The sequence below is a fragment of the Streptomyces sp. CB02261 genome (genome assembly GCF_001905665.1).
Lineage (GTDB): Bacteria > Actinomycetota > Actinomycetes > Streptomycetales > Streptomycetaceae > Streptomyces.
Window position 1 is genome coordinate 25,919 of the sequence record NZ_LIVX01000005.1, and the last position, 20,413, is coordinate 46,331.

The following is a 20,413-nucleotide window of genomic DNA, read 5'->3' on the forward strand; positions in this document are numbered from 1 at the left end:
CCGCACCCCTTTACATACTGTTTAATTGCAAGCTGTTCGCAATAACAGTTGATCTTCAAAGAGGTGTGGACACGATGACCGCCCGATCCCTCCGCGGCACGGCCGCCGCGATACTCGCGGGGGCCGTGGCCCTCACCGCGGCGGCCTGCACGAACCCCGGCTCCACCGCCGGGGGCTCCGGCGGACCCAAGGATTCCGCGGTCGTCGGCATCGCCTACGAACCCGAGACCCTCAGCCCCCTCCTCGGCTACGGCAAGGACGGCAACTCCAAGATCTTCGACGGGCTCCTCGCCTTCGACGCCCACATGAAGCTGAAGCCGGCCCTCGCCGCCCGGCTGCCCCGCGTCGGCGACCACGGCCTCACCTACACGTACACCCTCCGCAAGGGGGTCACCTTCAGCGACGGTGCCCCCTTCACGGCGAAGGACGTCGTCTTCACCTACCGGACGATCCTCGACCCGAAGACGAACAACCCCTCCCGCACCGAGCTCGACGCCCTCAAGAGCGTCGAGGCGGTCGGCGCCGACACCGTCGTCTTCCGGCTCAAGTACCCCTACGCGCCCTTCGCCGAGCGCACCGTCCACGCCATCGCCCCCGAACACGCCGCGGCCGGACAGGACGTGAACACCGGCGCCTTCACCACCAAGCCGATCGGTACCGGCCCGTACGTGCTCACCGGCTGGTCCAAGGGCGAGAAGCTCAGCTTCGCGGCCAACCCGCGCTACTGGAACGGCGCGCCCGCGGTGAAGAAGTTCACCATGGCGATCATCAAGGACGACGACGTCCGCGCCACCCGGCTGCGCGCCGGCGACCTCGACGGCGCGATCCTGCCGCCCAACCTCGCCGCCGGTTTCAAGGGCGACAAGGCGAAGAGGACCTGGACGGCCACGACCTACGACTACCGCACGGTCACCCTCCCCACCCACCACGCGGTCACCGGCGACACGGCCGTCCGCCGCGCCCTCGACATCGCCGTCGACCGCCGGGCCATGGTCGACAAGATCCTCGAAGGGGCCGGGAAGCCCGCCTACGGACCCGTCCCCACCGACAGCCCCTGGTTCGCCGAGGGCACCGAGCGCCGCCACGACCTCGCGGGCGCGCGCAGGATCCTCGACGAGGCCGGCTGGAAGACCGGCCCCGACGGCATCCGCGTCAGGAACGGCGTCCGCGCCGCCTTCCCGCTCTGGTACCTCTCCGGCGACAAGCTCCGCCAGGACCACGCCCTCGCCTATGTCTCCGACGCCAAGAAGGCCGGTATCGACATCACGGCCCAGGCCGGCACCTGGGAGGTCATCGAGCCCCGGATGAAGACCGACGCCGTCCTCGCGGGCGGCGGCTCGCCCGGCGACCCCGACTTCGACCAGTACCTGCTCCTGAAGTCCTCCCTCGGCGGCGACGGCTTCAACAACATGGCCTGGTACGCCAACAAGACCGTCGACCGCGCCCTGGAGGAAGGCCGCCGCACGAACGACCCGGCCGAGCGCCGCGCCGCGTACGACACCGTCCAGCGCGAACTGGTCAAGAACCCCGGCTACACCTTCCTCACCCACATCGACCACCTCTACGTCCTCGCCGACGCCTGGGACGGACCGAGCACCCAGGTCGAGCCGCACGACCACGGCCTCGCCGCCGGCCCCTGGTGGAACGTCGAGAGCTGGAAGCCCAAGGTCACCGGAGCGGCGCAGAAGTGAAGCGCCGCCTCCCCTGGGGGGCCATGGCCCGGATGACGGGACGGCGGCTCCTCGCCGCCGTCCCCGTCCTCCTCGCGGTCACCTTCGCGGTGTTCGCCGTCGCCGAAGCCTCCCCCTTCGACCCCGTCAAGGCCTACGCGGGCACCGCGGGCCTCACCGCCTCGCAGGAGAACCTCGACCAGCTCCGGGCCAACCTCGGCGTCGACCGGCCCCTCCTCACCCGCTGGTGGGAGTGGCTCACCGCCGCCCTCGGCGGCGACCTCGGCGACTCCTCCGTCATGCGCCGGCCCGTCGCCGAGGTCATCGGGGAACGCCTCGGCTGGTCCGTCCTCCTCGCCGTCACCGCCTTCCTCGTCGCCATCGCCCTCGGCACCCTCCTCGGCGTCCTCGCCGGCCGCCGCCGCGGCGGCCTCCTCGACCGGGCCGTCAGCTCCGTCGCGTACACCCTGGAAGCCGCCCCCGCCTTCTGGCTGGGCCTCCTCACCATCTGGTTCTTCGCCCTGAAGCTCGGCGCCCTGCCGGCCGGCGGCCTCACCGACACCGCGAGCGACACCGTCACCTTCGACCAGGTCGCCCGCCACCTCGTCCTGCCCGCCCTCGTCCTCGGCGCCTCCCAGCTGCCCTGGTTCTTCCTGTACGTCCGCCAGGGCGTCGGCGACGCCCTCGACGAGGACCCCGTGCGCGGCGCCCGCGCCCGCGGCCTCAGCGAACGCACCGTCCTCACCGGCCACGCCCTCCGCTCCGGAATGCTCCCCATGCTCACCCTCGTCGGATCCCGCGTCCCCGAACTCATCACCGGCGCGCTGCTCGTGGAGACCGTCTTCAGCTGGCCCGGCATCGCCGCCGCCACCGTCCAGGCCGCCACCTCGGTGGACTTCCCGCTGCTCGCCGCGCTCACCGTCCTCGCCACCGCGGCCGTCCTCCTCGGCAACCTCCTCTCGGACCTGCTGTACGGACTCGCCGACCCCCGGGTGGGCTTCGATGGCTGACCCGCGCACCCACCGCCTGCGGCTCTGGAGCTCCGCCCTGATCGTCGGCGCCGTCCTCCTCGCGGTGCTGCTCGTGCCCCCGCTCGTCCAGCTCGACGAACAGGCCGTGGACCTCTCCCGCAAGCTCCTGCCGCCCTCCGCCGACCACCCCTTCGGCACCGACGACCTCGGCCGCGACCTCCTTCTGCGCTGCGTCTACGGCCTGCGGATCTCGCTCCTCGTCGGACTCGTCGCCGCGCTGGTCGCCACCGTCGTCGGCACCGCCGTCGGAGCGGCCGCCGGCGCGCTCGGAGGCTGGGCCGACCGCTGCCTCATGCGGCTCGTCGACGCCTTCTCCTCGGTACCGCACCTGCTCCTCGGCATCTTCGTCGTCGCCCTCTTCCGGCCCGGCGTCTGGCCCGTGATCGCCTCCGTCGCCGTCACCCACTGGCTCTCCACCGCCCGGATCGTGCGCTCCGAGGTCCTCTCCCTGCGCACCCGGCCCTTCGTCGAAGCCGCCGTCTCCGGAGGCGCCTCGCGATGGCGCGTCACCGTCCGCCATCTGCTGCCCGCCGTCCTGCCGCAGGCCGGGCTCGCCGCCGTCCTGATGGTCCCGCACGCCATGTGGCACGAGTCCGCGCTCTCCTTCCTCGGCCTCGGACTCCCCAGCCATCAGGCCAGCCTCGGCAACCTCGTGCAGAACGCGCGCTCCTCCCTGCTCGCCGGGGACTGGTGGCCCACCCTCTTCCCCGGCCTCCTCCTCATCGTCCCCACCCTCGCCATCGCGGGCCTCGCCGGCGTGTGGCGGGACCGGCTCAACCCCCGCCGCCGATCGGAGCTGATGCTGTGAACGCCCCCCACGCTCCGCGGAACAAGGTCCTGCGCGCCCTCGACGCGGTCACCGCCGAACGGGCCGAGGACGCCGTCCTCAGCGTCCGCGACCTCACCGTCCGCTTCCGGCTCAGCGGCGGCCGGTCCGTCGCCGCCGTCACCGGCGCCGACTTCGACCTCGCGGCGGGGGAGTGCCTCGCCCTCGTCGGCGAGAGCGGCTGCGGCAAGTCCGTCCTCGCCTCCGCCCTCCTCGGGCTCCTCCCCGGCAACGCCGAGACCTCCGGCACGGCGTGGCTGGACGGCACCGACCTGCTGGCCGCCGACGAGAAGACCCTCGCCAGGACCGTACGGGGCCGCCGCGTCGGCCTCGTCCCGCAGAGCCCCGCCGCCCACCTCACCCCGGTCCGCACCGTACGGGCGCACCTGGAGGAGACCGTCCGCGCCCTCACCGGCACCCCCCGCCGCGCACGGCGGAAGGCCGCCGAGGACGCCGCCGGACGGGCCGCCTTCCCCGCCGGTCACCTCGACCGCCACCCCCATGAACTCTCCGGCGGCCTCGCCCAGCGCGCCGCCACCGCCCTCGCCCTCATCGGCGGAGCCCCCCTGCTGCTCGCCGACGAACCCACCACGGGCCTCGACCGCGACCTCGTCGAGCGCACCGTCGACGAACTGCGGCGCCACGCCGACGACGGCCGCGGCCTGCTCCTCATCACCCACGACCTCGCAGCCGCCGAACGCATCGCCGACCGCGTCGCCGTCATGTACGCGGGCCGCATCGTGGAGATCGCCCCCGCCCACCGCTTCTTCGGCCCCACGGGCCCCCGCCACCCCTACGCCCGCGGACTCCTCGACGCCCTGCCCGACCGGGCGTTCACCCCGATCCCCGGCATGCCGCCGGAACTCTCCGCGCTGCCCGACGGCTGCGCCTTCGCCCCGCGCTGCCCCCGCGCCACCGCACTCTGCGCCACCCCGCCCGCCGTCACCGCCGGTGTGGCCTGCCACCACCTGGAGCACCCCCGTGCTTGAACTCGACACCGTCACCGCCGGATACGACCGACGTGCTTCCGTCTTCCGGGGCGCCTCCCTCACCGTCGCCCCCGGCGAGTCCGTCGGACTCCTCGGCCCCAGCGGCTGCGGCAAGTCCACCCTCGCCCGCGTCGCCGCCCTCCTCCACCGCCCCGACGCGGGCCGCCTCGTCCTCGACGGCACCGAGGTCCGCGCCTGGCGCCACCGCGCCCCGCGCGCCCTGCGCACCGCGGTCGGCGTCGTCTTCCAGCAGCCCCGCACCGCCGCCGACCCGCGGCTCACCCTGGCCGACCTGATCGCCGAACCCCTGCGCGCCACCGGCCGCCGCACCGAGGCCGCCGAGCGGGTCGCCGCACTCGTCCCGGCCGTCGGGCTCACCGGCGACCTGCTCGGCCGCCGGCCTCACGAGGTCAGCGACGGCCAGCTCCAACGCGCCTGCCTCGCCCGCGCGTTGACCCTGCGCCCCCGCTGGCTGATCTGCGACGAGATGACCGCGATGCTCGACGCCTCCACCACGGCAGCCCTGGTCGCCGCCGTCGAGACCTACCGTGCCGACACGGGCGCCGGTCTCCTCGCCGTCGGCCACGACCGCGTGCTCCTGAACCGCTGGTGCGACCGCACGGTGGAGTGGAGGGACTGCCTGCCCGCGCCCCCCGGCGACTGAGGCCGTCCGAACCTCACCCGTATGGCCGCCCCGCCATACGCCCGGACGGACCGCCCATTCCGCCACACTGTCCGCCGAACGCCGCAATTCCGGTGCGGCGCAAGAAGGACGTGAGAGCGATGGCCGTTTCCATTTCTGTCGTGGTGCTGCTGCTGATCCTGGCCGTGATCTTCCTGCGGAACGGGGGTCTCAAGATCACGCACGCCCTCGTCTGCGCCCTGCTCGGCTTCTTCCTCGCCGGCACCAGCATGGCGCCCACCATCCACAACGGCGTCGCCGCCACCGCCAACGTCGTCTCCAGCCTCAAACCCTGAGCGCCCCGGGGCCGCACCCACGGAAGCCGTCCCGGGGCCGGGCCGCGGGACGGCTTCCACCGCCCATCACGCCCACTCGGGTTCCTCGCCGACCCTGGTCCTGACGTCGATCACGGCGAACACGGCGCCCTGCGGGTCCTGGATCGCCGCGTACCGCCCGAAGGGGCTGTCCATCGGACCGAAGATCGCCTGCCCGCCAAGGCGTCGGGCCGCCTCGACGGCCTTGTCGCAGTTGTCCACCGCGAAGTAGACCTGGATGTACGAGGGGGCCTCCGCCGGGAACTCCTCCGTCATCACCATCCGCCCGAGCAGCGGATCGCCACCGAGGTCGAAGGTCCGGTAGTCCATCTCCCCGTCCTGCATCGTCTTGGAGCGGTAGCCGAAGACGCCGCCGAAGAAGTCGTCCGCCTTCCCCGGCTCCCGGGTGAAGACCTCGGCCCAGACGTACGAGCCGGTCTCCCCCTCCAGCTCGAAGCCCTCGTGCGTACCCCCCTGCCAGATGCCGAACACGGCACCCGAAGGCTCCTGCGCGAGGCACATCGAACCGAACTCGCCGACCCGCATCGGCTCCATCAGGACGGTGCCGCCCGCGCCGCGGATCCTCTCCGCCGTCGCGGAGACGTCGGGCGAGGCGAAGTACAGACACCAGGCCGACTGCGGCTCACCGTCCTGCCCCGGCATCGGCGGGACCACGGCAGCGACCGCCTTGCCGTTCTTGTACGCCTGCGTGTAATTGCCGAACTCGGAGGACGACTCGCCGAAGGTCCAGCCGAGCACGTCGCCGTAGAACGTCTTCGCGCTTTCGACGTCGGTGAACATCGCGTCGGTCCAGACCGGCGTGCCTTCAGGTCGTGCGGCCATGACGGTGACTCCCACTTCCGCTTCGATGACGTACTCCTGTGAGCCACGCTAGTCACGCGGTCCCCGGCCCGCTCGGTGACGCGGGCAGCCGGCCCAGGGCATAGCGGTGGTACGGCCCACCGGGCAGCGGCAGCTCCGGGCGCCACATCCGCAGCACCTGGGCGGAGGGCAGGAACAGCGCCTCCGGCAGGCGGTCCGGATCCGTCCACTCCCAGCGCTCGATCTTGTCCGGCTCGGCCACGGCGGGAACGCCACGGAAGGCGCGCAGGACGGTGGCGGCGGTCATCCGGGTCACCTGTGCCGAGGTGACCGAGTCCAGGATCAGCCCGATCACCTCCACGTCGGCGGCGGTCGCGAGCAAGGTCGTCTCCTCGGCCAGCTCACGGGCCACCGCGTCCTCGACGGACTCCCCGGGCTCGACCTGGCCGCCCGGCAGCTCCCACACCCCGGAGCGGTGCAGGCCGAGGAGCACCCGCCCCTCCTCGTCGGTGACCACCACCCCCGCGCCGAGAGAGGCCTGGGCGCGGGGCGGCTGGACGTTGCGCTGGGCGGCGGCCGCCCGGTCTGCGGTGTTCATGATCCTCTTCTACCAGCAGCGTTCCCCGGGCCGCCACGGCGTCACGGAGCAGCCGGGGGGACCACCGCGACCGGGCAGTGCGCGTGGTGAAGGACCGCGTGGGCGACGGAGCCGACGAGCAGCGACCCGAAGCGGTGCCGGTGATGCCGGCCCACGACGAGGAGTCCGGCCTCCCGCGAGCCGTCGACCAGGAGCCCCGCCGCGTCCCCCGGTGACACCACCGGCACCACGGAGACCTCCGGCCGACGCGCCGCGAAGGGCCGCAGCCGCTCCTCCTGCTCCCGCCTCACACCCTGGACGAGCTGCTCCTCCATGTCGTCCGTGAAGGGCAGCGGCGGAGGGACCTGCAGCGCGGGGGAGGGGGCGACGACCAGGGCACTCGGCTGCGGAGGCAGCCGGAACGCCGTCAGGACCTCCAGTGGCACGCCCCGGTGGTGCGCCGCCTCGAAGGCGAAGGCCACCACCTCGTCCGGAGTCTCCTCCGTGTGCAGGCCCAGCAGCACCCGTCCCGCTCCCGCCGCGTCCTCCAGAGCGGCCGTGCGGGCCTCGTGCGGGACGACGACGAGCGGACAGGGCGCCGTCGCGGCCAGCGTCCTGCTGGTCGAGCCGAGCAGCAGGCTCGCGAAGCCGCCGCGCCCCCGGGAACCGGTCACCAGGAGCCGCGCGTCCCGCGCCGCCGTGGGCAGGGCGTCGGTCACGGAGCCGTCGAGCGACTCGTACACCACGGGAAGGGTGTGCCCCCGCTTCTCGACCACGGCCTGTACGGCCCCCACGACCGTGTCGGGGAGCTCCGGCGAGGGGCCCAGGGAGGCGATACGGGCGGCGCCGAGCTGCAGGGCGTCGGACCGCACATGGGCCACGACCAGCGGCGATTCCAGATGCTCGGCGGCGCTGAGGGCCCACTCCAGGGCCCGGAGACTGTGGTCGGATCCGTCCACGCCGACGACGACCGGCGGCTCGGACGCGGTACTCACGTCTCCCAGGGGGGAAGCACTCATGCGGGAATCACTCCCGCGTCCGGCGCCGCGCCACACCCGTCAGGGCGTGCCGCGGCGCGGGGAGACGATCAGGCGTTCTGGTTGCGGGCCCGCTCCGCGTCGCGCTCCTTGATGCGGACGGTCTCCTTGCGGACCTCCGCCTGGGTGGCCCGCTCCTTCTGGAGCCACTCGGGCAGCTCCTGCTTGAGCGCGTCGATCTGCTCGGTGGTGAGCGGGTCGGTGATGCCGCCGCGCGCGAGACCGGCGATGGAGACGCCGAGCTTCTGCGCGACCACCGGGCGGGGGTGCGGGCCGTTCTTCCGGAGCTCCTGGAGCCAGGCGGGCGGGTTCGCCTGGAGCTCGTTCAGCTCGGAGCGAGAGACGACACCCTCCTGGAACTCGGCGGGGGTGGCCTCGAGGTACACACCCAGCTTCTTCGCCGCGGTGGCGGGCTTCATCGTCTGGGTGTTCTGGTGCGACGTCATGGGGTCCAGGGTATCGAGCGTGCGGGCGAGTTCCGACCACGGCAGCTACCGGTAACCTGGCGGAGTGACAGGCTCGGACGCTTCCCCCTCGGACTCCCCGGCGGTTTTCCCCGCGGTTTCCCCCACCGACCCCCCCTCCGGCTCCGCGGCGTTCCGGCTCGCGTACGTGCCCGGAGTGACGCCCTCGAAGTGGGTGCGGGTCTGGAACGAGCGCCTGCCCGACGTGCCCCTGGCCCTGCTCGCCGTGACGCCCGCCGAGGCCTTCGGCGCGCTCCGGGAGGGCGCGGCCGACGCGGGCCTGGTCCGGCTGCCCGTCGACCGCGACGACCTCAGCGCCATTCCCCTCTACACGGAGACGACCGTCGTCGTCGTCCCCAAGGACCACCTGCTCGCGGCGGCCGAGGAGGTGTCGGCCGAGGACCTCGCCGACGAGCTCGTCCTGCACCCGCTCGACGACACCCTCGGCTGGGAGCGGCCGCCGGGCCGCCCGGCGAACGAGCGTCCCGAGACGACCGCCGACGCGATCGAGCTGGTCGCGGCGGGCGTCGGCGTGCTCGCCGTCCCCCAGTCCCTGGCCCGGCTGCACCACCGCAAGGACCTCACCTACCGGACCCTGACCGAGGTCCCGCAGTCGCGGGTGGCCCTCTCGTGGCCGGCCGCGGACGAGGCCCCCGACCTGGTGGAGGAGTTCATCGGCATCGTGCGCGGCCGCACGGTGAACAGCACGCGGGGCCGCCGCGCCGAGGCCCAGAAGGGCCAGAAGCAGCCGAAGGACCAGAAGGACCGGAAGTCCGCCAAGCCGGCCCGGTCGGGGAAGCCGGGCGCCGGTGCCCGTACGGCGGGCAAGCCCGCGGCCCGCAAGTCCGGCGGCGGCGCCGGCTCCGGCCGGGGCCGCACCGGCGGCAAGCCCCGCAAGAGGTCCTGACCGCCTCCCGTCCGTACGGCGGACGCCGCCCACCGGGGCGGGCGGCCGCTCGGCATACTGACCCCTCCTGATCATCGAGACACACAGGAGGAGCTTTGGCCGCCAGTTTCAGGACCGTCGTCGAGGTGGGACCGGACCATCTCGCCCAGGCCCGGTCCATCGACCGGGTGTTCCAGGAGGCGATCGCGCCGGCGACCGTCAACTTCGACTTCGAGGCGATCCGGGAGGCCGCTGCGGCCGTCCCGGACAGCACCGTGGTGCGGATGGTCCGGGGCTGGGGGCTCCAGGAGTACGCCCCCGTCCTCGTCATGGTGCTCTCCCTCAAGGAGGCCGTCCGGCAGGCGCTCCCACCGGAGTGCGCGGAGGCCGGTTTCTGGGCCACCGTCGAGCGGGAGCTCGTCCGGGCCTTCACCGGCCTCGCCGCGCAGGAGGGCCGGCCAGGGCTCTCCTTCTACGAGGAGTCGGCGGAGCGGACCCGTTTCTACCGGGACCTGTTCTTCGCCCTCCAGGACGAGGAGACCGGGGAGCACATGTACGCCCTGGCCTTCTGCGTCGACGTGACCGTCGAGCTGCCGAAGGCCGAGACCGTCGCCCTGGAGCTGACGGACGTCGTGCCGTTCGCGGTGCGCCTGAACGCCATCGTGGTCCGCCAGCCGCTGGGCCTCGCGGCCTGACGCCCACGTCGCCGCACCGCCGGCCCGCCGTCCCGGGCCGGACCCGCTCAGACCTTCGGCCGCAGCCGCCCGCCCCGCGCGGCCGCGACGAGCTCCGGCACCGTGGCCAGCTTGACCCGGGGACGCCCCGAAGCCTGGCCCCTGGCCCGCTCGGTCCGGTCGATCGCCGCGAGACCGCGCGCGTCGATCAGATGCCGGCTGCGGCTCCGCACCAGCCGCCGGAACTCCCGCTCCGTACCCGTCGGCGTCGGCAGCGACCCGGCGACCGCGTCCGCGAGCAGGGTCCCCACCGTCTCCTCCGCGCAGGCCCGGTTGGCGCCGATGCCGCCGGAGGGCCCGCGTTTGATCCAGCCGACGACGTACCCGCCGGGCAGCCCCGTCACGCGCCCGGCCTCGTGCGGCACCGTCCCGGTCGCCTCGTCGAAGGGCAGCCCCGCCAGCGGCACGCCCCGGTAGCCGATCGCCCGGACGAGGAGCCCCGTCCCGATCTCCGTACCCGACGCGGAGCCCTCCGCCGTCACCCGTACCGCCCGCACTCCGTCGGTGCCGAGCGCCTCGACCGGGGCGGAGTGGAAGCGGAGCACGATCCGGCGGCGGTCCGGCGCCGGCGGCCGCGCCCAGTCCACCGCCTCCCGGGCCACCCCCCGCAGCAGCGCGGCCTTCTCCCCGGCCGCCGCCGCGTCGACGGCCGCGCCGGTGCGCGGGTCGTGGTCGTCGACGACCAGGTCCACGCCCGGCAGGTGCTTCAGGGCGAGCAGTTCGGACGTGGTGTACGCCGCGTGCTCGGGGCCCCGGCGGCCGAGCAGCACCACCTCGCGCACCCGGGTGCCGCGCAGGGCCGCGAGGGCGTGGTCCGCGATGTCCGTGCCGGCGAGGTCGGCCGGGTCGGTGACGAGGACGCGGGCGACGTCGAGGGCCACGTTGCCGTTGCCGACGACGACGACCCGCTCGGTGGACAGCCGGACGGCGTCCGCGCCGGTCTCCGGATGCGCGTTGTACCAGGAGACGACGGAGGTCGCCGAGGCGCTGCCGGGCAGCTCCTCGCCGGGGATGCCGAGCCGCCGGTCGGAGGGCGCGCCCACCGCGTAGATCACCGCGTCGTGGTGCGCGGCGAGTTCCTCGGCGGTGACGTCCGTGCCGATCTCCACGCCGAGGCGCATCCGGACCCGGGGGTGGGAGTGGAATCGGGCGAAGGTGTCGCCCGCGCCCTTCGTCGCCGGGTGGTCCGGCGCCACCCCGTACCGGACGAGCCCGCCGGCCACCGGCAGCCGGTCGATGAGCGTCACCTCGGCGTTGGTGTGCAGGAGCAGGTCCTCGGCCGCGTACATGCCCGCGGGTCCGGTGCCGACGACCGCGACCCGCAGCGGCGCGAAGTCGGCGGGCAGCGAGCGGTGGAACGAGGGCGCGCCCCAGGGGTGGAAGGTGGGCGAGGCGGGGGCGGGTGCGGGCGCGCGGTCCGCGTAGTACTCCGCGTTGATCGCCTCGTACTCCCGCAGCCGTCCGGTGAGGCGGTCCGCCGGGAAGATCGCGTCGACGGGGCAGGCGTCGGCGCAGGCGCCGCAGTCGATGCAGGACGTGGGGTCGATGTACAGCATCTCCGTGGTCCCGAAGTCGGCTTCCCCGGGCGCCGGATGGATGCAGTTGACCGGACAGACGGCGACGCAGGTGGCGTCGTTGCAGCAGGTCTGGGTGATCGCGTAGGTCATGTCGTCGGCTCTGCTCTGCTCGGCTCGGAGGGGTCAGACGAGGTGGGCGCGCTGGTAGAAGAAGAGCGCGGGCCGGGTCAGCATCCCGACGTCGGAGAGGAACTCCATGAGTCCGGAGCAACTGGCGCGCAGCTGCGCCTTGTAGTGCTCGTTGGCGGCCGCCTCGCGGCGGGCGCGCTCGGGGTCGAGGCCGGCCCGCACGTACACCTCGGGGTTCACCAGGCTGGTGATGATGTAGTACGCGGCGATGGCGACCACGAGGGCCTGGAAGTGGCGGCGTGCCCTGCTCGCGCGGGCGAGGTGGCGGCGGGTCTCGTCCCGGGCGAACTTCATGTGCCGGGATTCCTCGACGACATGGATGTTGTTGATGGTGCGGACGAAGGGGACGACGCGTTCGTCGCGCATCCAGTCGCGCTGCATGACGTCGAGGACCTCCTCGGCGACGAGGATGCCGGCGTACGCGGCCTCGCCGAAGCCGACGGTCTTCATGAAGCGGCCGAGTTCCATGACGGCCCGCTTGGGCCGGTAGGCGGGCGCGCCGAGCTTCTGGGAGCCGCGGGCGAACATGATGGAGTGCCGGCACTCGTCGGCGATCTCGGTCAGCGCCCACTGGAACCGGGGGTCGGTGTGGTCCATGCGGTAGATGTCGCGGAGCACCATCTGCTGCAGGATCATCTCGAACCAGATGCCGGTGCTGGCGACCGATGCGGACTCCTGCCGGGTCAGCTCCTTGCGCTGCTCGTCGGTCATCTCGTTCCAGTACGCCGTGCCGTAGAGGGAGTTCCACTCGGGGCTCTGGCCGTGGAAGTCCTTGTCGAGGGGGGTGTCCCAGTCGACCTCGACGGCGGGGTCGTACGACAGCTTCGCGGCCGACCGGAGCAGCCGCTCGGCGACGTCCTCGTCCTCATGGTCCGGGCGAACGGTGCTGCTTGCCATGGTGCGGCTCCTTGGATCGCGCGATCGGCTCGGGCGCTTGTTAGACGTCGCGTCTAGCAAGCTTGTTAGACGGAACGTATAGCAAGGGGGCCGTGCGGGCCTACCCCTCGGTACGGAATTTCTTTCCCGCGCACGCGAGACGGGGCCGGAGCCTGGGCGGCTCCGGCCCCGTCAGGGGGACGCGTGGTGCTAGAAGGTCAGGTTCCAGGCGGCGATCGTGCCCGTGTCCTGGCTCGCGTTGTCGTTCACGCGGAGCTTCCACACGCCGTTCGCGACCTCCGTGGACGCGTTGACGGTGAACGTCTGCACGATGTCGTCCGTGCCGCTGCCGGCGCGGTTGTGGATCGTGTACACGCTGCCGTCCGGGGCCACCAGATCGACCTTCAGGTCACCGATGTAGGTGTGTCGGATGTCCACACCCACCTCGAGCGTGGCGGGGGCGTTGCCCGTCACCCCGCTGACCGTGATGGGGCTCTCGACCGTCGCGTTGTCCGCGATCGCCACGTCGGTCAGGTTCTCGAAGTACGCGCCGGGCGGCGGGGTGGTGCCGCCGACGGCCTTCAGGGCGTCGACCGCGCCCTCACCGAAGAAGCCGTTCTTGGTCGTGGTGCCCTTGCAGCGGGTGTCCGAGGGGCACGCGCGGTCGGTGGCCTGGACGCCCAGCTGGTCGCGGATCTGCGCCGGGGTGAACGTCGGGTTCACGCTCGCGATCAGCGCCGCGACGCCGGCCACGTGCGGGGAGGCCATCGACGTGCCGTTCATGTTGCCGTACTTGCCGCCCGGGAGCGTCGAGTAGACACCGGAGGCGCCGTCGCCGCCGGGGGCCGCGATGTCGATGACGCCGTTGCCGAAGTTCGAGTACGAGGCCTTGGCGCCGCCGTTGCCCTGCGCCGCGACCGTCACGACGCCCGGGAGCTCCGTCGGGATGTCGATGCAGGCGTTGGTGATCGTGCGGGTGACCGGCGTCGAGTCGTTGGGGCTCTCGGAGTCGGTCGTCTTGTTCGCCAGGTCGTAGTTGGAGTTGCCGGCGGCGGCCACCTGGAGCGAGCCCTTGCCCTCGGCGTACTCCTGGGCCCGGCGGACACCCTCGATGATGGCGGCCTGGTCCACGTTGTCCGGGCAGTTGAACTGCCACGGGTCCGTGTAGTAGCTGTTGTTGGTGACCTTGAAGCCGTGGTCACCGGCCCACATGAAGCCGCAGATGGTGTTCTCCGCGAAGAACAGGCTGCTGGTGGGCTCCGCGATGCGGACCGAGGATATCTTCACGCCCGGCGCGACGCCGATGACGCCCTTCCCGTTCTTGGCGGCCGCGATCGTGCCCGCGACGTGCGTGCCGTGGGTGCCGACGTCACGCCAGGCACCCGCGCGCGTGTCCGCCTTGCCGTAGGCGCAGGAGGCCGAGTCGGCGGCGTTGAAGTTGGGCGCGATGTCCTGGTGCCGGTCGTCCACGCCGGTGTCGAGGACGCCGACCTTCACCGAGGCCGAACCCGTGGTGACCGCCCAGGCCTGGTCGGCCTTGATCTGGGTCATGTCCCAGCGGTTCGACTCGGTCAGCGTGGTCGTCGACTGCGCCGGGTTCGCCGGGAGCGCCGGGTTGTAGGCGTCGGCGGGGACGTCGGAGGTGCGGGTCGCGCCGACCTGCTGGACGCCGCTGACCGTGCGCATCGCCGAGGCGAACGACGTGGAGGTCGAGTGCGCCACGATCACGCCGATCGCGTCGTAGGTCGCGAAGACCGAACCGCCCTTGCTCGCCACGGAGCCGCTCACGGCCGACGTGCCGCCGGGCGCCGTGATCACCAGGTACGCGCGCGTGCCCGCGGCCCAGGCCGCGGGTGCCGCCGCGGTCGTGGTGGCCGTCGTCGCCCCCGCCGAACGGGCCGCGACGGGCGCGGTGTCCGACGGTGCTGCCTGGGCGAATCCGGCGGGGGCGGCGAGCGCCGCCGTCGTGCCGAGGGCGGCGACGGCGATGGCCGACGCTCTCAAGCGGCTGGATATGAGGGAAAACATTGCGTCCTCCGATGACCCGGTGGCGCGGGTGGCGCCTGCCGGGCCCTGTGATGTGTGGGGTGGACGCAAGATCCCAGACTCGGGGAGCGGAGGGAAGGCTTCTGCCCGAGAAGCCCGTTCGTGTTACGCACTGTTGACCGAACGATGCCCGGAGGGGCAGGGTTTGGCGCTCCCTGCCCCTTTTCGTAGGACTACTTCAGGTACGGACCAGCGGCGCCGATCTTTCCGGGGCCGTTCAGGACGTACACCCGCAGGTTGCCCTTTCCGGGCGCGGCGACCGTGAGGGTCCCGCCGGTGACGGTCCGCACGTCGCCGGTGACGGCGTCGGTGTACGTGCCGTTCGGGATGCCCGTGTAGGTGGCGCCGCCCGACACGGTGACGAGGGCGAAGCTGTCCGTCGAGCCGCTGGTGTAGCGGCGCTTGAAGGCCATGCCGCCCGAGATGCCCTCGGTGGAGTACTGGCCCGTCTGCAGCGCCGGGATCGCCCGGCGGATCTGGTTGAGCCGCTGGACGTGCTTCACCAGGGGCTGCTGGAGCGTGATGGCGACCGCCCCGGAGGCCGAGGAGACCTGGGAGAAGTCGGAGGCCGTGACCGAGCCGGCGACGTGCTGGCCGAAGTACGCGCGACCGGTGGTGGCGAGGGGGCAGGACGGCCCGCAGTCGATCTTCTGACCCTTCTGGAACTCGATCTCGGAGCCGTAGTACAGCGTCGGGATGCCGCGGAAGGTCCACATCAGGGACATGTTCTCGGCCCAGGCGTCCGTGCCCCCGGCGTACCGCTCGCTCGACTTGTTGGGACCGTAGTCGTGGCTGTCGACGTAGACGACGTTGTACGTGGCGTCGTTGTAACTGTCGTCCGAGTCCTTGCCGTTGAAGAAGGCGTTGGACGCGTCCCCGAAGTTCATGTGCATGCGCATGTCGATGACGTGCATGCCGGAGAAGCGGCTGTGGTCGGGGGTGTGGTAGCTGTTCCCGTTCAGGAAGGCGTTGGTGGAGGTGGGCTGGGCGCCCGTGCCCTGCTGCTGCTCGTAGTCGTACATCTCCAGGGCGGCCTTGGCGTCGTCGGCGTCGTACTCTTTGCGCTCCTTCCAGGTGAAGAACTGCGCCGAGTGGTTCACCGAGCCGCGGTTCCACTTGTCGTTGACGAAGGCCGCGACCTCGCCGAAGACGAAGAAGTTCTTCGCGGCCCCGGCGCCGTGGCGCTGCGTCACCCGCTCCTGGATGGCGGGCAGGAAGCGGCGGTTCCAGGTGGTGCGCGGGATGTGCACCGCCGTGTCGACGCGGAAGCCGTCGACTCCCATGTCGATGTACTTGTCGTACGCGCCGATCAGATAGTTCTGCACGGCCGGGTTCTCGGTGTTGAAGTCCGCCAGGTCCTCGTGCAGCCAGCACGAACGCGAGTCCTCGCCCTCCCAGTTGCCGATCCAGCACTGGTGGAACAGCGACCTGGGGAACATCCCGGACGTCGGGCTCGGCCACTGGCAGTTGTAGACGGTGTAGCCCTCGGCGCTCTTGCCGCCGGTCGGCTTCCCCCAGTTGAGGCAGGTGTTGCCGGTCGGCTCGGCCGTCGACCACAGGTCGCCGTTGTAGTACGACTTCCCGGACTTCGCGTCGATCGTCAGGCCGTCGTACTCGAAGCCGGGCTGCCGCTCGTCGTAGTACCAGCTCCACTGGGTGTCCCGCACGCCGTACACGGTGGGTGTGAACAGGCCCTTGGCGCCCCAGCGAGAGGAGTGGTTGTAGACGACGTCCTGGTAGATCTTCATGCCCTTGGCGTGGGCGGCGTCGATCAGGTCCTGGTAGGAGGCGCCGGCCGACTCCAGGCGGGGGTCGACCCGGTAGAAGTCCCAGCCGTGGTAGCCGTGGTAGTCGTAGTCGGACCGGTTGAGGACCACCGGGGTCACCCAGATCGCCGAGAAGCCGAGGCCCTTGACGTAGTCGAGCTTCTGGACGAGGCCCTTGAAGTCACCGCGGAACATGGGGTCGTCGTTGGCCGCGTTGCCCGACTTGGTGTGCTGGCTGCCGCCCCGGTTGTTCGACGGGTCGCCGTCGTTGAAGCGGGCGGTGAGGACGAAGTAGATCGGGTCCTTGCGCGGGTCGGTGCCGAGCGGCTTCCCGGTGGCCGGCGTCGCCGGCTTGTCGCCGGTGGTGGCGGTCGCGGGGGCCGAGGCGGGGGAGACGTTGCCCGCGGCGTCCACGGCCTTCACCGTGTAGGTGTAGGCGGTCCGTCCGGCGAGACCGGTGTCGGAGAAGACGGTCGAGCCGACGTCGGTGACGACCGTGCCGCCGCTGCCGCCGACCCGCGTGACCTGGTACCTCGTCACGCCCCTGTCGTCGGTGGCGGGGTCCCAGGTGAGCAGCACCGAGACGCCGTCGGCGGCGGCGGTCACCCGGCCGGGGGCCGTGGGCGCCTGGGTGTCGGGGGTCGCGGCGGCGCACGGGTCGGTCGCGTTCGCCGTCACCGCGTTGTTCCGCACGGTGCTGACGCCCGTGCCCAGGGCGTAGTCGGCGCCGCCGTTGTTGTCCCAGACACCGTTGCCGTTGTTGAAGGCGGCCTTGAGGGAGGAGGCCGCCCCGAGATCGATCTCGCGCTTCCACCAGCCTGCGCAGGCCGCCTGCATGCCCGTCCCGGGCACGGCCGTCCAGGCCCCACCGGTGGGCTGGTAGTGGATGTTGACGGTGGACCAGCCGAGCGACTCGGTGGAGTAGTACACCGTGGCCTTGGCGGAGGGGATCGGCGTGGTGCCCGCGCAGGGGTCCGAGTGGGCGACGACCCCGTCCTTGACGGTGATGGAGCCGGTGCCCAGGGCGTAGTTCTTGCCGCCGTTGTTGTCCCAGGTGCCGCCGCCGTTGTTGAAGGTGGCCTGGAGGCCGGTGGCCGCGCCCAGGGTGACGGTCTTCTTGACCCAGTCGGTACAGGCGGCCTCCATGGCCACGCCGGGGGTGGTGGTCCACGCACCGCCGTCCGGCGCGTAATGGAGGTTGTACCGGGCCCAGTTCCGGGTCTTGGTCCAGTAGTAGACCGTGGCCGTGTTCTCGGCGACGGCCGCGACCGGGGCGGTGCGCGGGGCGGGCTCGCCGGACGGCGGGGCCACCAGGCCGAGGACGCCGGCGGCGACGGTCAGGACGGCCAACGACCCTCGTGGCGCACGTCTCTGAGCGGGTGTCAGTCCTCGCGGGCGTATCGGCCCGTGGGTGCGTGTCATCAGAACTCCAGGCAGGACCGAGCGTCGCCGGGCAGACCTCTGCCCCGGACGGGTGTCGAAGTCCTTTGGAAACGCTGTCGGAAACTTGCTGAAACATCTTGCGTCGGGCGGGAACGTATCGCCGCCCGCCCGCCGCGTAAAGAGTTCTGACCGAAGTACGCGAGTGGGTACGGCAGGTGGTGGGGAGAGAGGCCTCGCAGGTGGGCGCGGGGGCGGGGGAGCGGGTGCGCCGCCAGGGGTCAGGGGCGCGGCCAGGGGCGCCCCTCCAGGCGCTCGATGTCCCGGTTGAAGCGTTCGAGGTAGTCCGCGAAGCGGGTCACGTCCTCCGGTGACCAGTGCTCCATGACCCGGTCCAGACCCGCGACGTTCGCGTCGCGGTCGGCGTCGAGGCGCCGCTCGCCCTCCTGTGTGATGCGGAACTTGCGGGCGATCCCGCCGTCCGGATCGGGGATGCGCTCCACGACCCCGGCCCGCAGCATCGCCGCGGTCTGCCGGTTGAGGGTGGAGGCGTCGAGCCCGAAGGCCTCGCTGAGCTGCCCGATGGACATCGGCCCGTGCATCCGGATGCGGCTCAGCAGGACGTACGCGCTCCGGTCGAGGGTGCCGCCGGCGGCCCGGGATCGGGGCGCGTACAGGTGAGCGTGCCGTCCGAGCAGCATGGTCTCGAACTCGAGCTGGCGAAGGGGCTTGTCCACGGGCTTGTCCATGCGGACATTCTCTCTCGCGGGCGGTCGATGTGCATCATGCACGACTTGTGTATGGGGCCATCAATGTGCATGATGCACAAGACTCGCGGATCGGTTGTGAAGACCTAGGGAGAACACGTGGACGGCTCCAAGCCCGACGCCCGACCCGGAGGCGTCGTCGGCGTCCTCGCGCTCGCGGGCATCGTGGCCGCACTCATGCAGACACTCGTGGTGCCGCTCATCGGCGACCTGCCGAAGCTCCTCGGGACCACCGCGTCCGACGCCTCCTGGGTGATCACCGCCACCCTCCTCGCGGGCGCCGTCGCCACGCCCGTGGCCGGCCGGCTCGGCGACACCCTCGGCAAGCGACGCGTCCTGCTCGTCTCCGTGATCCCCCTGATCGCCGGCTCGGTGGTCTGCGGCCTCGCCTCCTCCGTCGTCCCGATGATCGTCGGACGCGGGCTCCAGGGCCTCGGCATGGGCGTCGTCCCGCTCGGCATCAGCCTGCTCCGCGACATCCTCCCGCCCGAGAAGCTGGGCGGCTCCATCGCCCTCATGAGCGCCTCCATGGGGGTCGGCGGCGCCCTCGGCCTGCCCTTCTCCGCCGCCGTCGCCGAGAACGCCAGCTGGCGCGTCCTCTTCTGGGTCGCCGGCGGCCTGAGCGTCGTCGTGGGCGCACTGATCTGGCGCGTCGTCCCCGCCGGTCACCGCACCTCCGCCGCCGGCCGCTTCGACATGCCGGGCGCGCTCGGCCTCGGCGTCGGACTCGTGGCGCTGCTGCTCGCCGTCTCCAAGGGCGCGACCTGGGGCTGGGACAGCGGCACCACCCTCGGCCTGTTCGCCGTCGCCGTCGTCGTCCTGCTCGCCTGGGGACGGTGGGAGCTGCGCACCCGCGAGCCGCTCGTCGACCTGCGGGTCACCGCCCGCCCGGTCGTCCTGCTGACCAACACGGCGTCGATCCTGGTCGGATTCGCCATGTACGCGCAGTCCCTGGTCGTCCCCCAGCTGTTCCAGCTGCCCGAGGCCACCGGCTACGGACTCGGCCAGTCGATGATGGCCATGGGCCTGTGGATGGCCCCCGCCGGCCTGATGATGATGGTCCTCGCGCCACTCGGCGCCAAGCTGTCGGCCGCCCGCGGCCCGAAGGTCACCCTCTCCCTCGGTGCCCTGGTCATCGCCGCCGGATACGGCTCCTCGCTCGCCCTGATGGGCTCCACCGGGGGCCTGCTCGTCGTCACGCTCATCTGCAACACCGGCGTCGGACTCGCCTACGGGGCCATGCCGGCCCTCATCATGGGCGCCGTCCCGCAGCAGGAGACCGCGTCGGCCAACAGCTTCAACACTCTGATGCGCTCCATCGGCACCTCCGTCTCCGCCGCCGTCATCGGAGTCGTCCTCGCCCAGATGACCACCACGCTCGGCGGGCACGCGCTGCCGTCCGAGGACGGCTTCCGCGTCGCCATGCTCATCGGCTGCGGGGTCGGCCTGCTGGCCGCGGTCGTCGCCGCCCTCATCCCCACCAGGACCCCGGCCACACGCGCGGACGCCCCGGCGGGCACGGAACCGGACACCGCACCGCAGGCGCCCTCGGCGGCCACGGCCTGAGCGGACACTGGCCCACCATGGTGGCCGGTTCGGGCCAGGGCCGGTGAGGTCGCGGGAGAACGGTTCGGCGCCGGCACCGGCCCTGGCGACGGGCCGCGGCGCCGGTGAGGTCGCGGGAGAACGGGCCGGCGCCGGCACTCGCCCTGGCGACAAACTGGCGCCGGTGCGGGAGCACGGCCCGGCGCGGGCACCGCCCCTGGCGACAGACCCGCTGTGTTCCAGGAGCGGGCCGTCTGGGACAGCAGGCCCAGGCCCGCGGGCCCGCGCCGGCCTC

The 20,413-nt window shown here is 72.4% G+C and carries 18 protein-coding genes; 9 read left to right on the top strand and 9 right to left on the bottom strand.

What is annotated here, in order from left to right:
• Positions 1–74 precede the first annotated feature (74 nt).
• The 6 genes from AMK29_RS17625 to AMK29_RS17650 all read left to right on the top strand — a co-directional run bounded on the left by AMK29_RS17625 (position 75) and on the right by AMK29_RS17650 (position 5,494).
• Entirely contained in the window at positions 75–1,691 is a 1,617-nt protein-coding gene (locus tag AMK29_RS17625; RefSeq protein ID WP_073814720.1) for an ABC transporter substrate-binding protein, read from the top strand.
• Positions 1,688–2,680 (top strand): ABC transporter permease, encoded by a 993-nt coding sequence (locus tag AMK29_RS17630; RefSeq protein ID WP_073813960.1) that lies wholly within the window; start codon positions 1,688–1,690, stop codon positions 2,678–2,680. Before AMK29_RS17625 ends, AMK29_RS17630 begins: the two co-directional genes overlap by 4 nt.
• Positions 2,673–3,509, top strand: coding sequence for an ABC transporter permease (locus AMK29_RS17635; protein WP_073813961.1), 837 nt, complete (start codon positions 2,673–2,675; stop codon positions 3,507–3,509). The genes AMK29_RS17630 and AMK29_RS17635 overlap by 8 nt, the downstream gene beginning before the upstream one ends.
• On the top strand, positions 3,506–4,516 hold the full coding sequence (locus tag AMK29_RS17640) for an ABC transporter ATP-binding protein (protein WP_198942271.1): 1,011 nt from the start codon (positions 3,506–3,508) through the stop codon (positions 4,514–4,516). Before AMK29_RS17635 ends, AMK29_RS17640 begins: the two co-directional genes overlap by 4 nt.
• Positions 4,509–5,180, top strand: a complete 672-nt coding sequence (locus AMK29_RS17645) for an ABC transporter ATP-binding protein (RefSeq protein WP_073813962.1) — start codon at positions 4,509–4,511, stop codon at positions 5,178–5,180. The genes AMK29_RS17640 and AMK29_RS17645 overlap by 8 nt, the downstream gene beginning before the upstream one ends.
• 119 nt (positions 5,181–5,299) lie before the next feature.
• Positions 5,300–5,494 carry a hypothetical protein gene (locus AMK29_RS17650; RefSeq protein ID WP_073813964.1) on the top strand — a complete coding sequence of 65 codons (195 nt, stop codon included), beginning with the start codon at positions 5,300–5,302 and terminating at the stop codon, positions 5,492–5,494.
• Positions 5,495–5,560: 66 nt separating this feature from the next.
• On the opposite strand, the gene AMK29_RS17655 is transcribed toward AMK29_RS17650, so the two are convergent.
• The 4 genes from AMK29_RS17655 to AMK29_RS17670 form a co-directional block, all read right to left on the bottom strand.
• Positions 5,561–6,355 carry a VOC family protein gene (locus AMK29_RS17655; RefSeq protein ID WP_073814722.1) on the bottom strand — a complete coding sequence of 265 codons (795 nt, stop codon included), beginning with the start codon at positions 6,353–6,355 and terminating at the stop codon, positions 5,561–5,563.
• 52 nt (positions 6,356–6,407) lie between these two features.
• Complete coding sequence (locus AMK29_RS17660; protein WP_073813966.1) at positions 6,408–6,932, bottom strand: nucleotide triphosphate diphosphatase NUDT15; 525 nt, start codon at positions 6,930–6,932, stop codon at positions 6,408–6,410.
• A 41-nt stretch (positions 6,933–6,973) separates the two neighbouring features.
• Positions 6,974–7,906: a universal stress protein gene (locus AMK29_RS17665; RefSeq protein ID WP_241845472.1), complete on the bottom strand. Its 933-nt coding sequence runs from the start codon at positions 7,904–7,906 to the stop codon at positions 6,974–6,976.
• A gap of 92 nt (positions 7,907–7,998) precedes the next feature.
• Positions 7,999–8,394 carry a DUF5997 family protein gene (locus AMK29_RS17670; RefSeq protein ID WP_073813970.1) on the bottom strand — a complete coding sequence of 132 codons (396 nt, stop codon included), beginning with the start codon at positions 8,392–8,394 and terminating at the stop codon, positions 7,999–8,001.
• A 64-nt stretch (positions 8,395–8,458) separates the two neighbouring features.
• On the opposite strand from AMK29_RS17670, the gene AMK29_RS17675 reads away from it, so the two are divergent.
• Entirely contained in the window at positions 8,459–9,319 is an 861-nt protein-coding gene (locus AMK29_RS17675; RefSeq protein ID WP_443334072.1) for a LysR family substrate-binding domain-containing protein, read from the top strand.
• Between the two features lie 95 nt (positions 9,320–9,414).
• Positions 9,415–9,993, top strand: a complete 579-nt coding sequence (locus tag AMK29_RS17680; protein WP_073813972.1) for a Type-2Aa cytolytic delta-endotoxin — start codon at positions 9,415–9,417, stop codon at positions 9,991–9,993.
• A gap of 47 nt (positions 9,994–10,040) precedes the next feature.
• Here the strand turns inward: AMK29_RS17680 and AMK29_RS17685 are convergent, their stop codons facing one another.
• The 5 genes from AMK29_RS17685 to AMK29_RS17705 all read right to left on the bottom strand — a co-directional run bounded on the left by AMK29_RS17685 (position 10,041) and on the right by AMK29_RS17705 (position 18,555).
• Positions 10,041–11,699: an FAD-dependent oxidoreductase gene (locus AMK29_RS17685; RefSeq protein ID WP_073813974.1), complete on the bottom strand. Its 1,659-nt coding sequence runs from the start codon at positions 11,697–11,699 to the stop codon at positions 10,041–10,043.
• A 33-nt stretch (positions 11,700–11,732) separates the two neighbouring features.
• Complete coding sequence (locus AMK29_RS17690; protein ID WP_073813976.1) at positions 11,733–12,635, bottom strand: AurF N-oxygenase family protein; 903 nt, start codon at positions 12,633–12,635, stop codon at positions 11,733–11,735.
• A gap of 189 nt (positions 12,636–12,824) precedes the next feature.
• Positions 12,825–14,642 carry a S8 family peptidase gene (locus AMK29_RS17695; RefSeq protein ID WP_198942272.1) on the bottom strand — a complete coding sequence of 606 codons (1,818 nt, stop codon included), beginning with the start codon at positions 14,640–14,642 and terminating at the stop codon, positions 12,825–12,827.
• 191 nt (positions 14,643–14,833) lie between these two features.
• The gene (locus AMK29_RS17700; protein ID WP_241845475.1) at positions 14,834–17,848 is read right to left on the bottom strand and encodes a carbohydrate binding domain-containing protein; all 3,015 of its coding nucleotides are present in this window, start codon (positions 17,846–17,848) and stop codon (positions 14,834–14,836) included.
• 239 nt (positions 17,849–18,087) lie between these two features.
• Complete coding sequence (locus AMK29_RS17705; protein WP_073813978.1) at positions 18,088–18,555, bottom strand: MarR family winged helix-turn-helix transcriptional regulator; 468 nt, start codon at positions 18,553–18,555, stop codon at positions 18,088–18,090.
• Between the two features lie 117 nt (positions 18,556–18,672).
• Between AMK29_RS17705 and AMK29_RS17710 the strand changes: the two genes are divergently transcribed.
• On the top strand, positions 18,673–20,139 hold the full coding sequence (locus AMK29_RS17710; protein ID WP_073813980.1) for an MFS transporter: 1,467 nt from the start codon (positions 18,673–18,675) through the stop codon (positions 20,137–20,139).
• The last annotated feature ends 274 nt before the right edge of the window (positions 20,140–20,413 follow it).